Raw genomic sequence first — 16,141 nt, forward strand, 5'->3', positions numbered from 1 at the left:
TACGCAAAAATGGCACTTTCATAAAAAGATTACTATCAAAATATATTTTTTATATCTCTATATTTTAATCTCATGTAGAAAAGTCCTACAAAATATAAAATACTTTGTATTGTTTTTTAAATTATTATAGTCCAAATAATAAACTGCATTAAGATAATTATCTATTAATCCTAATACAGTTTATATAACAACTCTACTTTCCTACTCTACAACTTCTCCTACTAAAGAAAATGACTTAGCTTCAATTATTTTCACATTAACAAGCTTTCCTATCATTTCTTTACAACCATCAAAGTTTACAAGCTTAGCATTTCTTGTTCTACCAGTTAATTTGTTTTCATTGTTCTTACTAGTTCCTTCAACTAAAACTTCATATATCTTTCCTTCTGCTGCCTTGTTTCCAGCAACAATACCTTCATTAACAGTTGCCACAAGTCTATTGAATCTATCATGTTTAATATCATCAGGAATTTGATTTTCCATCTTATCCGCTGGTGTATGATTTCTTCTTGAGTATATGAATGTAAATGCAGCATCATATTTAACTTCTTTTACTAAATTAAGTGTTTCTTGAAAATCTTCTTCAGTTTCTCCAGGAAATCCAACTATTATATCTGTTGAGAATGTTACATCTGGAATTTCTTCTCTTATTTTTTTAGCTAATTCTAAATACTGTTCTTTATTATAATGTCTATTCATTTTTTGTAATATTTCATTACTACCACTTTGTACAGGTAAATGTATTTGCTCACAAAGTTTATCACAATCTCTTATGGCATAAACTACATCTAAAGTTAAATCTTTAGGGTGAGATGTCATAAATCTTAATCTCTCAAGTCCATCTATTTCATTAATTCTTCTTAAAAGCTGTGCGAAAGTAATTTCTTCTTCAAGACCTTTACCATAAGAGTTTACATTTTGTCCAAGTAGAGTAATTTCTTTATATCCATTAGACACTAATTCTTTTATTTCCTTTTCTATGTCTTCTGGCTTTCTACTTCTTTCTCTTCCCCTAACATAAGGAACTACACAATATGTACAAAAATTATTACATCCATACATTATAGTAACAAAAGCTTTTACGTCACTTTTTCTGTCTATTGGAACACCTTCTACAATTTCAGTTTCTTTATCAAAAATCTCTTTAACTTGAACTCCTTCAACTTGAACTCTATGCAAATATTCTGGGAACTTGTATGCATTATGAGTTCCAAATATGATATCAACATAAGGGAATCTACTTAAAATTTCATCTGCCATCCCCTTTTGTTGCATCATACAACCACATAAAGCTATTATTAAATTAGGATTTTTCTCTTTTTGATTTTTTAGTCTGCCAAGATTTCCAAAAACTTTATTTTCTGCATTTTCTCTTACACAACAAGTATTGAAAATTACAATTGAAGCTTCATCTCTATTTTCTGTTTCTTCATATCCTTGAGATTTAAGCATTCCTGAAAGTTTCTCAGAATCTTCTTCATTCATTTGGCACCCCCAAGTTTCAATAAAGAAGAATTCTTTTTTATCTATTTTATTTGTCTTTAAAGCGTCTATATTAAAATTCATTAGTATTCCTCCAAGTTTAAAAAATTATACCTCTGTATTATAACAAATAATTATATTAATTAAAAGACCATGATCTAATATATGATTCTTTAATCAAATACTTAATTAATTACCACTTAATCCTTCCATAGTATAAAAATTTCCACAATACATTGTTTCTATATTTATATCTGTATTTGAAATTGGAATAAAAGTATTTTTTTCTAGTCCTTCTTCAGTAATAATATAAACTTTCAATGTTATATTATCTACGTAGCAGTCATACCTAGTCATTTTCTTATGTTCATATTTAACTGTATTAAGAAAATCTAATTGACTTTTAAAATCACTTTTTCTTCCATAAACTATTTTCTCATGGTTTTTCCAAATTAATTTGTTATCCACTAAAATCATCCCCCATAAATTTAAAAATTGTTTGCATTTTTTATTTATAACCTATTGCTCCATGTTGTTATTTTTCCGTATTCTTCGAACCCCATTTTTTTATACAAATTAAAAGCTTTATAATTATTCACATCAACATTTATTGTAACTTGTGAAATATGTTTTTTGTAGCATAAATATATTAAATATTTTATAAGCATTTCGCCATACCCTTTATTTCTATATTCATCTAGTATACCAACATTAACTATTGTATAAAGGTCTTTTTTTGAAATAACTTGTCCATAGCCTATCGTTACATTTCCAATCATTATAAAAACGCATAAATCATTTATATAATAATCCTCCTCTTCTTCTAGCTTTATATCGTAAGGAACTAGGGGAATTCTATCATTATCTTTAAACACAGAATTCTGAATAAAACATCTTAAACCTTCATCTTCTCTTTTAGTGAAAATTTTAAAGTTTATATTTTTCTTAAAATCAAATTTACAATTGGATGTCCTTATTTTCATTAAAGATGTAGCTCTTATTGGACTAAATTTTAATTTAGTCATTATATCATAAGTTATGTTGCTATCTGCTACGTCAAAATTTAAAGTTTTATTTTTAAACATATTAATTAATTCTTTTGAAATAAGATTAATATAAGCTTCACTTGCATATAAAGATAAAATTTTTATAACTTCTGTTATTGGATATTGAATCCATAAATAACCTATATATTTGTTGTCATATTTAAATAACCTAATTTCTCTTCTTTTCATATACTTAGCAATAAATGATTGTTCATTATATAATTCAAAAAAATCTTTATTATTAATATACTTATCATTAGCTTCTTCTTGTAGTATTTTAAAGTATTTTAGATTTTTTAATGATAACTTTTCTATTATAAACATAAAACTCCTCACTTCTAATAAATAAAGTATAGTATTAAAAAAATACTTAGTCAATTAAGTACCGTTAGTTAACAGAAGTTAATTTTTTTAAGTTAATTTTTTCAAAGTAAAAAGAACCCCTATATAAATTATATTGGGGTTCTTTTTATTTATACATATTTTGTTAAATATCTTTTATGCTTAAGCTTACTCTTTTATTTTCTTCATCAACTTCTAATATCTTTGCCTTGACTTCTTCGCCAACACTAAGTACTTCTGATGGATGTGATATTCTATTAAATGAAATTTTCGAAATATGAACTAATCCATCAACCCCAGGTTCTAATTCTACAAAAGCACCAAAATCATTTATTCTTACAACTTTACCTAAAACTATTGAACCTTCTGGATACTTTTCTTTTACATTTTCCCATGGTTTTGGAAGTAACTCTTTTCTACTTAAAGATAATTTCTTATTTTCTTTATCTATAGCTATAATCTTAACTTCAAGCATTTCACCTTTTTTCAATATATCTTCTATATTTTTAACATGATTCCATGAAATTTGAGATAAATGTAATAACCCATCTATTCCATTAACATCTAAAAATGCACCAAAATTAGTAAATCTCTTAACTTCAGCTTTAATTACATCCCCAACATTTAAACTCTCCCAAATTTTCTCTTCTTCTGTTTCCTTAAGAACTTCTAATAAAACTCTTCTAGATGCAATAACTTTTTTATGTTCTTCAGCAGAATAATCAATTAATTTAACTTCTAATACTTGATTAATATATTTAGATTTATCTTTAGTAAATCTAACATCTATTTGAGAAGCTGGAATAAATATTCTTATTCCTTTATAATAGGCAACTAGTCCATTTTCTGAAGCCTCTTTAATTTTAACTTCAAAAGTTTTGCTTTCATTAAATAATATATCAAGTTCTTTATAGGCCTCTTCTTTTTCATATTCAAGTCTTGATAAAACAACATATCCATCAGAATTTTGTAATTTTATAACTTTAGATTTTATACTATCACCTATATTAAGACTTTCTACCATACTCTCAATATCTTCATTTGAAGTTAATTCATTGAAAGGAATAACCCCATCTATTTTATATCCTACAAGTGAAACTATAATAGTGTCTCTTGTTTTTAAAAGTATTTCTCCTTCTACCTCATCACCAATCACAAACCTTCTATCAAGTTGATTCATTAATGATAATTGATCATCGTTTTTAATATTTTCTGTATTACTCATAATTCCAATTACCTCCTTAATAATCCAATCTGGTGTAGACGCACCAGCTGTAATTCCTACTTTATTTATATTATTATTTATAAAATCTTTAGGTAACTCATTAACATTTTCTATGTGTATAGTATTATCACAATTTTGTTTAGCAATTTGATATAGCTTAGTTGTATTAGAGCTATTTTTCCCACCAATTACGACCATAGTTTCTACTTCTTTTGATAATTTATTAGTACTTCTTTGTCTCACATCTGTAGCTGCACATATGGTATTAAACGCTAAAACTTCTTTAGCCTGTGCAGAAATATTTTTGATTAAAGTTTCCCAATTAGCTGCTTTTTCTGTTGTTTGTGATACTACACATACCTTAGCAGGTACATCCCCTTCAATTTTACCATTTTTAGAAATTATAGCTTTATTATTGCACCAACCATTAATTCCTATTACTTCTGGATGGTTAGCGTCACCAAGTATTACTATATTATATCCTAATTTATAATATTTATTTACCTTTTTTTGTATCTTAGTTACAAACGGACAAGTAGCATCCTTAACGTTTAACTTATTTTCTTGCAAAAGTTTTAGTATTTCTTCTGATACTCCATGAGATCTTATAACAATAACATCATCTTTATTTAAAGTATCTATATTTTCTAAGTTTATAGAATAGATATTATTCTTTTCTAAAAATTTTACAACATCATTATTATGTATCAATGGACCTAAAGTATATATTCTTCTGCCCTCTTGTTTTTGTATTTTTATAGCTTCATCAACTGCTCTTTTTACTCCAAAACAAAAGCCAGCATTTTGTGCTAAAATTACTTCTCTCATTAGTGTATTCTCCTAAAGCTTTAAATATTTTAAATTGACTTTCTGATATAAGAATTAATTTTTTCTGTGACCTCAGATATATTTAAACCAGTAGTGTCTATTTCAATAGCATCATCAGCTTTTCTTAATGGGTCTATTTCTCTATGAGTATCTTTGTAATCTCTATCTATAATATCCTTTAAGATATTATCATATGAACATTCAATATTTCTATTCTTAAGTTCTTTAAATCTTCTATTTGCTCTTTCTTCAGGTGTAGCAGTTAAGAAAAATTTAAAATTAGCATCTTTAAGTACAACTGTGCCAATATCCCTTCCGTCCATTATAACATCAAATTTACTTGACATGTATCTTTGAAGTTTAACCAATTTACTTCTTACTTCAGATATAGATGCATAAGATGATACTATACTACTTATTTCTGGTAGAGTTATTTTATCTTGAATATTTTCATTATTCAAAATTAAATCATCATCTTCAAAATGCATTTCCATAGTATCTATTAATGAACATATCTTTTCTATATTATTTTCAGATATATTATTTTCTTTACATTTTAATGCTACAGCTCTATACATAGCACCAGTATTTATATACATAAGATTAAACTCTTTACCTACTAATTTTGCTATTGTACTTTTTCCAGCACCTGCTGGACCATCTATTGCTACTGCTATTTTCAAAACTTACTCCTCTTTTCTAAAAATCTTAAATTAGTTTAAAAACCTTTAATAAGATTATATAATTTTTTATTACTTCAAACAAGAAGATATTTAGTTCTTATTCAATATGACTTCCAGCAATTACTCCAGTTGCAAATGCAATTTGTACATTATAACCACCAGTAAAAGCATCTACATCCATAACTTCACCACAAAAAGAAAGATTATCTATAATCTTAGATCTCATAGTAGATGGATCAATTTCTTTAACATCTATTCCGCCTTTTGTTACAATTCCTTCAGCAAGTGGTCTTAGCCCATTTAGATCGAATGAAAAATCTTTAAGAAGGTTAACTAAATTTCTTCTTTCTTCTTTTGTGATTTCATTAACTTTCTTTTCTTCAGGTATATTAGACATTTCTATTATCATTGGAATTAGTTTTTGTGGTAATAATTCATTTAATGAATTTTTAAAATCTTTATTTAAGTATTTATTAAAATCTCTTTGTATTCTTTTATCTAATTCACCTAAGTTTAATGATGGTTTAAGATCTATATGTAATTTATAGTTTTTGTTATTCTCTATAAATCTACTTCCACTTAAAATAAGTGGACCTGATACACCAAAATGTGTAAATAACATTTCACCAAAATTTTTATATACAACTTTCTTATCATTTTCTTTTATTGTAACTTCTACATTTTTTAATGATAATCCCATAAGCTCTTTAGTTTTTGCATCTTTTACAACCATAGGTACAAGTGCTGGCTTTAATGGAATTACTTTATGTCCTAATTTTTTAGAAAATTCTTGTCCTTCACCTCTTGAACCAGTAAGAGGATAAGAAGCTCCACCAGTTGCTATAATATAATGATCTGCTTTTAAAATCTCGTCATTATTTATTTCAATACCAGTTATGTTGTTATCCTTATATTTTATATCAGTAACCTTTGAATTTAATTTTATTTTAACATCTGTTCTACTTAATGCATTTGATAAACCCCTAATTATATCAGAAGATTTATCAGATTCAGGAAATACTCTATCTCCACGTTCTACTTTTAATTTAATTCCTTCATTAGAAAAAAAATTCATAGTATCTTCATTAGTAAATGTATATAATGCACTATATAAAAAATGCGGGTTACCAGGTATGTAATCAAAAAATTCAGAAATATCCTTAGCATTTGTAACATTACATCTACCCTTACCAGTAATAAACAGCTTTTTTCCTAATCTTTCATTACCATCTAATAACGTTACTTTATGTTCTTTTGCAGCTGTTATTGCAGCCATCATTCCTGCTGGGCCTGCTCCAATAACAATAACTTTGCTCATTAAAAAATCAGCTCCTTAATTAAATAATATTTATAAATATCTTATTGTAGTATTAATATTGTTAATTTAATTCAAAATTTGTCTAACTTTAATTATACAATATATCATGAATTTAATATATAGCTATAATTAACCACTGTTTTAATCATGTATATATTCAAATCTATATTTTTGTTTTATATCTGGATATTTTTCTTTATCAACTTTGCTCATAAACATATCATAAGGCCTAATAAAAGTTTTAAAATCTCCATATAGCGCTTTATATACTACGAACTTTTCTCTTGTCTCACTATGAATTGCCATATCAATAACTTCATATTCTCTTCCTTTAAAGTGTCTGTATATTCCACTTTTAAATTCTCTCATTATAATTCTCCTTATAGATATTAAATATATTAGAAATACTTTCTAATATACACATATTTTTTAGTTCTACTTAATGATAATTCCAAGTATTTTAGATAATTCTAAAGCTTGAAGAGGTGATACTATAACATCTTTTAGCTCTTTTCCCGTCAATATAATTGATGATATATCACTATTAGTAAAATCTATTCCTTTTAGAAGGGTATTAGTAAACTCACTGAATATTAAATTAGAACTATTAAAAGCTACTTTGTTAAAATTACATTCTAAGAAAATTCCACTTTCCATATTACATTCATCAAAATTTATTAATTTCATCTTTGAATATGAAAAATTCGAATACTTACATAAACATTCTTTAAAAAGTGCATTTTTCATATTAGATCCACCAAAATTACTTCCTGTTAATTTGCAATTTTTAAATTCAACTCTATGTATGCTTCCATCAGAAAAATCTATATTAGATAGATCACAATTTTCAAATATAATGTCTAGCAAACTTATATTTCTAAAAGAACATTCATTAAATATAACATTTACAAATCTACATCCGTTTATCTCTACTCTTTCTTCATTTATATAATCTAATTTACAATCCTGAATCAGATTATTTGAAAGATCTTTCTCATTAATTAGTTCATCTTCAATATTTATATTATTCTCTAGGCAGCTTAATAACTTAGGTTCTAATAACTTATTTAAAATAGACATGTTGTTTCCTCATTTTTCTATAAAGTTTTATTTTTATACTTATATTATCATATTTCTAATATAAGTATAAAACTTTGTATATTATTTATTATAATTTTACATAAAAAACAAATAAGGTAAAGTATTTTTTACCCTACCCTATTTGTTTTCGTATTATATAATTATTTAACGTTAAATCTATGTAACTTTTCTTTTAATATATTTACAACTATACATATAAAACTTATTATTATCATAACTGGTAAGGTATTTCCTACTACTATATTTATTTGCATAAACATTCTATAAATAATAAAACCAATTATCCATATAATTAAATTTAACACATTAAGTTTTGAATTTAATTCTCTGTTTTTTAGTATAAAGTAATCTGTTATAACTATTGCTATCATTGGTGCAAATACAGAACCTATTAAATATAAAAAGTTTTCAAACTGCTCTATTGGAGTAAACATAGCAATTAATATTCCAATTATACAAACAATAACAGATATATGCTTTGTGCTGATTTTTTCACTTATGTTTGTACAACTAACACCTGCTGAATAAACATCTAAAAAGGTTGTTGTCACAGTTGACATTAGAACGATTATCATAGCTATAATTCCAAGTCCCGCTTGCATAAGAATTTGTGCAATATCTGAAGTTCCTGCATATAAGCTTCCACCTAGACCTATTATATACATCCACACACTACCAAAAAAATAGCTTAAAACACTTATAGGTGTTATTAATTTACTATCTTTTGTATTTCTAGTGTAATCAGCTATAAGTGGTAACCATGAAAGTGGCATTGCAACTGATAATTCAACTGCCATTCCAAAACTTAAACTATTATCATATAATTCAATACTTGTTCCTTTAAAAATAACTATTCCAAGAATAAGTGTTAAAATAAAAAGTCCACCAACAGCAATAACATTTAGATTGCCAAGATTTTCAAAGCCTATTAATATCCATATAATAATTAATATTCCTATTAAAATACACCATAATGCTTTATTTTCAAATCCAAATAAACTATTAGATACTGCATTTAATACATTTGCTGCACCAATAATCATTATAGCTGTCCATCCAACTAACTGTAAAATATTTAATGAAGAAAAAATATAAGAACCATGTTTCCCAAAAGATATTCTAGATGATTCCATTGAAGATAAACCACTATTAGTTCCTATAAGTCCTGCAAAATATAAAAGTGTACATCCTATAAGATGTCCTAAAAGTATTGCTAAAATACCTTTTTTTAGGCCAAGTGGGGCTATTAAACCACCTGTTAGTATTTCTGCAATGGATACAGAGGCTCCAAACCATAATAAGCCATTGTTTAATAAAGTTTTTTTCTTGTTCATAACAAATTCCTCCTAAAAATAAAATATGGGATATACCAATAAAGATATATCCCATTAAAAACATTTAATGTGTATTCCCTACGTTGGCATTATCCAAATCAGGTTAAGGGTCGAAGTTGCATTTAACTTCCTCTCAGCCTACTTGCGTAAGCTCCCCTAATATTAAGTTTATCTAATAATATTTTGTAATATCTATATAATTATATAACATATAATGAATAATGTCTTCTTTAATAACCAAAACCATATTAATAATTGAACAATATGGTTTTTTCTAATTAATGAGAATTTTTAAAATCATATATTAAATTATCAGTAGCATTATCAATAACAACTGCTATTTGTTCACCCTCTGTTCCTAAACTTTTAAGTTTAAAGATTATATTTTCTTGAGAAGCTTTAAATTTTGATAATGTATCATTTAATATTAATGTAGACTTACTTTCTTCACTTCTGATAAAATCATTCCAAAATACAAGAGGTATACTTAAGCTCTGAAGTAAATTGTATTCTAAATTTATCTCTGCTTTTAAATTATAGTGTTTAGTATATCCTAATAATACCAACATTCCTTTTGCAATTTGTAATATACTACTGTCTAAATCTTTATCACATAAAATAAGTTCAATAATGTCAGTTAAACTATTTATAGCAAAACTTTTATGTGGTTCTGGCAATTCAGATATTAGTGATGTGGAAAAGTTATATATTATTTTTACAAATGAGCATTCATTAGTCTCTTTTCTAAGATGACCATTACCATCCAACATTATATTAGCTTTATGATAATATAATGGATTTTTTTGAAAGGATGTATTTATATATATTTTCTCTTCATTTACAGAATTAAGAAGACAATTTACATAATCATACTTAGCGCTAATAGATAACACTTTATCTTTATTGGCATTTATTTCATTATAATATCTGTTGATAAATTCATTTGAAAAACCTTGTCCATCAAAAGATATGCATCTATTTACTTTATCCGATAAAAGTGCAACATATTTAGCTTTATTACCACCTTTTGAATGACCTGTTACTGTAATGTTTTTATATTTAAGATTATTTATATAATTTAATGCTCTTATTTGTTCGGGTGTATCAGACATATAAGCTCCTTCACCATTATCACTCCACTCTTCTATAGTCTTAGTGCCCCTAAATACAACAAAAACATGATTATCATGCTTATCAACAAAGCAAGCAGCTTTCACTCCAGTATTATCAACTTCTATATTTTCGATCTTTAAGTTATTTAGTTTATCATTTTCTTGTATTTGCTTTAAAACTACTAACCATTCATTCTTCTTTACAACTTCTTTGCATTCACGTCTAGTTAAAATTGCTTTATTTAAGTTATTCTTATATAACATAGATTTAACAAGTTTACCAACAGTATTCTCATTAAATACATTTAATTTAAGATATATTAAATTAGATAATAGTAATAATTCACTATTATTTAAATCAGACATGTTTATCCTCCATAAAAAGTCATTAAAAATATTATCATAATTTTAATATATTAATTACTAGTATAAATAACACACTTAATTTAAGTAATAATACTAATTTTCTAAATAAAAAAATATTACCGAAAATTAAAATCTCCAGTAATATTTTAATAGTAATCTATTTATAATATAACTACTGCTTTAATAAAGTCTTTTGGCTTGTCCTTCATTAATAAAAGAGCATCTTCTATATGTTCAAAACCATTATATACATGTGTAACTAATTTACTTAAATCAACACGATTATATATTACTAGATCTCTTAACATTTCTGCTCTAAGACGTCCGCCTGGGCAAAGACCTCCTCTTATAGTCTTATGAGCCATTCCACATCCCCAATCAACACGTGGTATTGGTAAAGTATCTCCACTTCCATGATAGTTAACATTTGAAACTACTCCACCAGGTTTAAGCATAGATATCGCTTGTCCTAATGTTTCAGGGCCACCGCCTGCCATAATGACACGATCAACACCTTTTCCATTAGTTAAATTCATGATTTGTTTAACTATATCACCATTTTTATAGTTTACAATATCTGTTGCTCCATAAAATTTAGCAGTTTCAACGCAAATTGGTCTACTTCCTACACCAATAATTCTACCTGCTCCACGTAATTTAGAACCTGCTATACTCATTAATCCAACTGCTCCAATTCCTATTACTACAACACTAGAGCCCATTTTTATATCAGCTAATTCTGCACCATGAAAACCAGTAGTCATCATATCTGTTATCATAACAGCACTTTCTAAAGATATTTCTGATGGTAGAAGTGCTAAATTCATATCTGCATCATTCACATGAAAATATTCTGCAAAAACTCCATCTTTAAAGTTTGAAAACTTCCATCCAGCAAGCATACCATTTGAATGTTGTTGAAAACCAGCCTGAACTTCTAAAGATCTCCAGTCTGGAGTTGTACAAGGTACTATAACCCTATCTCCAACTTTGAATTCATTAACTTCACTTCCAATTTCAACAATTTCTCCCACAGCTTCATGACCTAAAATCATATTATGTCTATTTCCGAGTGCACCTTCAAAAACAGTATGAATATCTGATGTACATGGTGACACAGCTAATGGACGTACAATTGCATCATATGGACCTGCAACTGGCCTTTCCTTTTCAATCCATCCAACTTTATTAATGCCCAACATTGCAAAACCTTTCATAACTAAATCCCTCCTAGTTTAATTTTCACTAAAATGCGGTTTAAAAATACCATTTATAACTGCAAAAATATATTTATAATTCATTTTAGGTTTTATCATAATATATTATCAGCAATGATCATGCCAATTTTAATTTTAAAATTTCCTTAATCATAAGTTTTCTGTAAAAACTTATGTATCATGCCATTATTCTAATAAATATCTTTTAAACTTAAAGTTTATGCTGTATTCTATAAAATTCAAAGTAAAAAAAGTGTTGTAAAATACAACATTTTTTAAATAAATACTGTTGTATTTTGCAACACTGTTGTTTTTTTATACAATATAAAAATATATATTATAATTTGCTTTTCAGTAATTTTAATATATACATTAATTTTATCTAAACTTAATATTATATTTTTTGATTTTTGCATATAATGTGCTTCTATTTATACCTAAAATTTTGCAGGATTTAGTAATATTCCCCTTACAATTATTTAAGCAAACTCTTATTGCTCTTTCTTCTAATTCTTCTAATGAGAACATATCATATTGTAAATCTATATTGCTACAATTAGACTCTTCTTTAACTGGTTTTTTATTTTCAAAACTAAAAGAAGTATTTCCATCCATATTTATAATATTCTCAATACAATTTTCTAATTCTCTAATATTTCCTGGCCAATCATAATTTAATAGATTATTATATAGATTTTTGTCAATTGTTGGAATACATTTTTCTAATTTAATAGATTTTATTTCCAAAAAATGTTCTATAAGAATTTTTATGTCACCAACTCGTTCTCTTAATGAGGGAACATATATTGGAATTACACGTAATCTATAATATAAATCTTCTCTAAAAGTTCCTTTTTCTACTTCATTTTTTAAGTTTTTGTTAGTTGCAGCAATAATTCTCACATTTACATTAATACATTTATTTCCACCTATTCTAGTAATACATCCTTCTTGCAAGACCCGTAAAAGATTTATCTGCATATCTAATGGCATTTCTCCTATTTCATCTAAAAATAGTGTTCCTCCATTTGCAAGTTCAAATTTCCCTGCGCATCCTCCTCTTTTAGCTCCAGTAAAAGCTCCTTCTTCATATCCAAATAACTCACTCTCTATTAAGCTTTTAGGTATTGCTCCACAATTTATTGCAACAAAACTACAGTCTCTTCTATTACTATTATTGTGAATAGATTGAGCTATAAGTTCTTTTCCTGTTCCGCTTTCTCCTTGAATGAGTACTGTAGAAGGACTATTAGCTATATTTTTCGCTTGCTCTTTTAACTTTAGGATTTGCTCGCTTTTGCCAATTATATCATTAAACGTGTATTGGGCTGTTCTACCTGTATACTTATTAACTAAATTATATACATTTTTCATATCTTTAAATATACATACAATACCACTTATATTTTTTTCTTTATCTTTTATTGGATATACATTCAAATTAAACCTTTTCTTTTTATTCGAATATGTAATTTCTATATTTTCATATGCTCTTCCACTTTTAAGATGATCAAATATTTCTTCCCAATTATCTAAAATAGAATCTACATTCTTATTTATAACATCTTTTTCTTTTATATTTAACATATCACATGCACTATTATTTATAGCTTTCACTATACCTTCTATGTCTACAGCAAAAATCCCTAAATTTAACGAATTCATAACTTTATTTAAATATTGATGTGCTTTAAATAACTCTTTTTGGGTCTTTTCAACCTTCAATTGATTTTCAATTGATTTTACAGCTGCCACTATAAGTCCTAAAGTATGAGGGTGGGCTAATTGACGTCGACCAGTTAAATTTAAACAGCCAATTATATCTTTTTTTTCATTATGAATAACGGCAGAAGAGCATGTCCAAATGTGAAAAGCTTTTATAAAATGTTCTTCGCCCAGAATCTGAATTGAGGAATTTTCATAAAGGGCAGTTCCTATACCATTAGTTCCAGCACTTCTTTCACTCATATCTGTTCCTTCTACAATTCCAACTTTAATCTGATCTATTATTATATCTTCATCACCTATAATAGTAAGAACAACTCCATTTTTATCTGTAAGATATAATGAGAATCCTGATCCTCTTAAAAAGTCATAAAGTATTTCCATAAATGGTCTAGCTATATTTATTAACTCACAGTTTTTTCTTATCAATATATTAAGTTCTTTATTTTTAAGTATTCTTGAAGGATTATGAATATTGTTTCCCACGCCATATTTAATACACCTTTCATGTGATCTATTTAATATTTCTTGGTATGTATTTTCTTCAAACATTTAATCTTACCTCCACACTATTGATTTATAATATATTATCTATTTTTATAAATTTTAGCTTACATACATATTGTAACTCAATAATAATATTTCATCCAATAAATAGCATATCCACTTTTTAAAATTAAATTTAATCTTAGTAAAGCTTATTTTAACTAGATATATAAATAAAAGTTGTTTTAAGGCAAGAACTCTTCAGATGTGTTAATTAACCCAAATGATTAAGATATATCTAAAAAATCTTATAAGTTGATAAATACTAATTTTCTACAATGCAAAAAGAGCAAACATTTTACCAATGTTTGCTCTTTCCCAGTAACTGATTTTTAAGTTGTCCGCCAACTGGGTACGCCGTACGTCGTACATTGCTTCAGGGATTTTTACGTTGCCCATCACAACTGCATACCTATTTCTGATATGCTCCTCTGCCGGATTTAAGTGTCAGTTCACTTAAGATAAATTGTTTAACCTTTATCTTGAGTTCATTATACAGCAGCTTGTAATTGATTACAATACTTTTTTAAAAAATTTAAATTAAATTTTTATTATTCTATATTATGTCCTGTATGATAAATACAATTTCTAATTTTTGATGGTGTTGCAGGACTATTGTATATTATTTCAACACTTTCTCTTGCGGCATCAATACACACTTGATTTACACCTTCTATTTTTATTAATGCATTCTTAACTTGCGTTTTCATGTTAGAATTTGATAAACCTTGAATAATATAATGTTCTCTTTCCATACTAATCTCTCCTTACTATAAAAGTACTTATAAAAATAGTATGTACATAAAATATTAATTATATTTACTTGTATATAATTTAATTCTGATTCAATGCCAAATAAATTTATATCTAATCATTTTCATTATATATTTATCTTATTTTACTGTTTTATTCTATAATTCTATAAAATAAAAGGACTAAGTAGTCTTCCTTAATCCTTCATTTTAATCAAACTTTATTAAACTTTGAGTTGTTTAATAGAATTTTTCTAGATTTGGGTCATTAAGACAGTTTATCTAAAAAATTTTTTAAAATATTTGCTGTAATTCCCCATATAACATAGTCTTTATATTTATAAAAAAGTGAAATATATTTACCTTCTTTAAATCTATAATCTTTTCCATTAAAAATTAAATCGTATGGGAAATCATCAGATCTAGTCACAGTTAATTTACCCATTGATTTTAATGGATTATATGAAAGTAAATATTGAAGAGGTATATAAAATACATGATCTACTTCACTTTCATTTATAGACAATTTATTAATATTATTTACTATTCCTAGAAAAGTATGAATTATCATTCCATCATGCCTTATAGTAAGATCTAATTCATTTATTATTTTAATGTCTTTAATTCCTAGTTCCTCATAAAATTCTCTAATACCTGCTTCTTTTGGTGTTTCATTATTATCTATTCTGCCACCTGGAAAACATATGTCTCCTGGTTGAGCATTTAATTTTTTTGATCTTAATTCAAATAATATATGTACTTCTCCATCTATTTCTACTAAAGGTATTATTACAGAAGCTCTCTTGTCTTTTTCCCATCCATTTATATAAGGGCTTAAATTTTCAATTCTATTTATTATTTTATTTATATTCATATTTATTCTCCATTTTTAATATTAGTTTTAAGAAAAACAATTATATTTTATGTTAGGCTATGTTTTAAGTGAATGTTGATATTTTAGTATAAGGGCGAACTGGCGTTGGAATTTGCTTTTTAGAATTCTTAAGTGAGAATCTAAATGAGTCGAGTTTCATTTTTAACTTCTGTCCATGAGCTTTATACTA

At 26.3% G+C, this 16,141-nt stretch carries 14 protein-coding genes and 1 riboswitch; all 14 genes read right to left on the reverse strand.

The annotated features are described in order from the left end of the window. Positions 1-201 precede the first annotated feature (201 nt). The gene (gene miaB / locus NG904_RS08395) at positions 202-1,566 is read right to left on the reverse strand and encodes a tRNA (N6-isopentenyl adenosine(37)-C2)-methylthiotransferase MiaB (RefSeq protein ID WP_252231069.1); all 1,365 of its coding nucleotides are present in this window, start codon (positions 1,564-1,566) and stop codon (positions 202-204) included. Positions 1,567-1,671: 105 nt separating this feature from the next. After that, positions 1,672-1,959, reverse strand: coding sequence for a hypothetical protein (locus tag NG904_RS08400; protein ID WP_252212268.1), 288 nt, complete (start codon positions 1,957-1,959; stop codon positions 1,672-1,674). A 35-nt stretch (positions 1,960-1,994) separates the two neighbouring features. Then, on the reverse strand, positions 1,995-2,852 hold the full coding sequence (locus NG904_RS08405; RefSeq protein ID WP_252212269.1) for a GNAT family N-acetyltransferase: 858 nt from the start codon (positions 2,850-2,852) through the stop codon (positions 1,995-1,997). 163 nt (positions 2,853-3,015) lie between these two features. Then, on the reverse strand, positions 3,016-4,923 hold the full coding sequence (locus NG904_RS08410) for a bifunctional 4-hydroxy-3-methylbut-2-enyl diphosphate reductase/30S ribosomal protein S1 (RefSeq protein WP_252231071.1): 1,908 nt from the start codon (positions 4,921-4,923) through the stop codon (positions 3,016-3,018). Positions 4,924-4,952: 29 nt separating this feature from the next. Continuing rightward, on the reverse strand, positions 4,953-5,606 hold the full coding sequence (gene cmk / locus NG904_RS08415) for a (d)CMP kinase (RefSeq protein WP_252212271.1): 654 nt from the start codon (positions 5,604-5,606) through the stop codon (positions 4,953-4,955). Positions 5,607-5,703: 97 nt separating this feature from the next. After that, positions 5,704-6,924, reverse strand: coding sequence for a BaiN/RdsA family NAD(P)/FAD-dependent oxidoreductase (locus tag NG904_RS08420; RefSeq protein ID WP_252224359.1), 1,221 nt, complete (start codon positions 6,922-6,924; stop codon positions 5,704-5,706). Positions 6,925-7,065: 141 nt separating this feature from the next. Further along, positions 7,066-7,293, reverse strand: a complete 228-nt coding sequence (locus NG904_RS08425; RefSeq protein ID WP_252231073.1) for a DUF1653 domain-containing protein — start codon at positions 7,291-7,293, stop codon at positions 7,066-7,068. 66 nt (positions 7,294-7,359) lie between these two features. Further along, positions 7,360-8,004, reverse strand: a complete 645-nt coding sequence (locus NG904_RS08430) for a pentapeptide repeat-containing protein (protein ID WP_252231075.1) — start codon at positions 8,002-8,004, stop codon at positions 7,360-7,362. 161 nt (positions 8,005-8,165) lie between these two features. Then, positions 8,166-9,359: a putative hydroxymethylpyrimidine transporter CytX gene (gene cytX, locus NG904_RS08435; RefSeq protein WP_252231078.1), complete on the reverse strand. Its 1,194-nt coding sequence runs from the start codon at positions 9,357-9,359 to the stop codon at positions 8,166-8,168. 57 nt (positions 9,360-9,416) lie between these two features. After that, a riboswitch (TPP riboswitch) is annotated at positions 9,417-9,527 on the reverse strand. 110 nt (positions 9,528-9,637) lie between these two features. Then, on the reverse strand, positions 9,638-10,837 hold the full coding sequence (locus NG904_RS08440; protein ID WP_252231080.1) for an Mbeg1-like protein: 1,200 nt from the start codon (positions 10,835-10,837) through the stop codon (positions 9,638-9,640). Positions 10,838-10,998: 161 nt separating this feature from the next. Beyond that, on the reverse strand, positions 10,999-12,054 hold the full coding sequence (locus NG904_RS08445; RefSeq protein WP_252212277.1) for an NAD(P)-dependent alcohol dehydrogenase: 1,056 nt from the start codon (positions 12,052-12,054) through the stop codon (positions 10,999-11,001). 378 nt (positions 12,055-12,432) lie between these two features. After that, complete coding sequence (locus tag NG904_RS08450; protein WP_252231082.1) at positions 12,433-14,331, reverse strand: sigma-54-dependent Fis family transcriptional regulator; 1,899 nt, start codon at positions 14,329-14,331, stop codon at positions 12,433-12,435. Positions 14,332-14,876: 545 nt separating this feature from the next. Then, positions 14,877-15,080 carry a heavy-metal-associated domain-containing protein gene (locus tag NG904_RS08455; protein ID WP_252212278.1) on the reverse strand — a complete coding sequence of 68 codons (204 nt, stop codon included), beginning with the start codon at positions 15,078-15,080 and terminating at the stop codon, positions 14,877-14,879. A 265-nt stretch (positions 15,081-15,345) separates the two neighbouring features. After that, a complete protein-coding gene (locus tag NG904_RS08460) occupies positions 15,346-15,951 on the reverse strand; it encodes an NUDIX hydrolase (protein WP_252231084.1) in 606 nt (201 codons plus the stop codon). Positions 15,952-16,141: the final 190 nt, after the last annotated feature.

The organism is Clostridium sp. ZBS15 (genome assembly GCF_023845705.1).
In the GTDB taxonomy this organism is placed as follows: Bacteria; Bacillota; Clostridia; order Clostridiales; family Clostridiaceae; genus Clostridium; species Clostridium aquiflavi.

Excerpts from the sequence above, each read along its gene's own strand:
- NG904_RS08450 (WP_252231082.1), bottom strand. The coding sequence starts at position 14,331 with ATGTTTGAAGAAAATACATACCAAGAAATATTAAATAGATCACATGAA.
- miaB (WP_252231069.1), bottom strand. The coding sequence starts at position 1,566 with ATGAATTTTAATATAGACGCTTTAAAGACAAATAAAATAGATAAAAAA.
- NG904_RS08430 (WP_252231075.1), bottom strand. The coding sequence starts at position 8,004 with ATGTCTATTTTAAATAAGTTATTAGAACCTAAGTTATTAAGCTGCCTA.
- NG904_RS08440 (WP_252231080.1), bottom strand. The coding sequence starts at position 10,837 with ATGTCTGATTTAAATAATAGTGAATTATTACTATTATCTAATTTAATA.
- NG904_RS08400 (WP_252212268.1), bottom strand. The coding sequence starts at position 1,959 with ATGATTTTAGTGGATAACAAATTAATTTGGAAAAACCATGAGAAAATA.
- NG904_RS08420 (WP_252224359.1), bottom strand. The coding sequence starts at position 6,924 with ATGAGCAAAGTTATTGTTATTGGAGCAGGCCCAGCAGGAATGATGGCT.
- NG904_RS08445 (WP_252212277.1), bottom strand. The coding sequence starts at position 12,054 with ATGAAAGGTTTTGCAATGTTGGGCATTAATAAAGTTGGATGGATTGAA.
- NG904_RS08455 (WP_252212278.1), bottom strand. The coding sequence starts at position 15,080 with ATGGAAAGAGAACATTATATTATTCAAGGTTTATCAAATTCTAACATG.
- NG904_RS08405 (WP_252212269.1), bottom strand. The coding sequence starts at position 2,852 with ATGTTTATAATAGAAAAGTTATCATTAAAAAATCTAAAATACTTTAAA.
- NG904_RS08460 (WP_252231084.1), bottom strand. The coding sequence starts at position 15,951 with ATGAATATAAATAAAATAATAAATAGAATTGAAAATTTAAGCCCTTAT.
- NG904_RS08410 (WP_252231071.1), bottom strand. The coding sequence starts at position 4,923 with ATGAGAGAAGTAATTTTAGCACAAAATGCTGGCTTTTGTTTTGGAGTA.
- cytX (WP_252231078.1), bottom strand. The coding sequence starts at position 9,359 with ATGAACAAGAAAAAAACTTTATTAAACAATGGCTTATTATGGTTTGGA.
- NG904_RS08425 (WP_252231073.1), bottom strand. The coding sequence starts at position 7,293 with ATGAGAGAATTTAAAAGTGGAATATACAGACACTTTAAAGGAAGAGAA.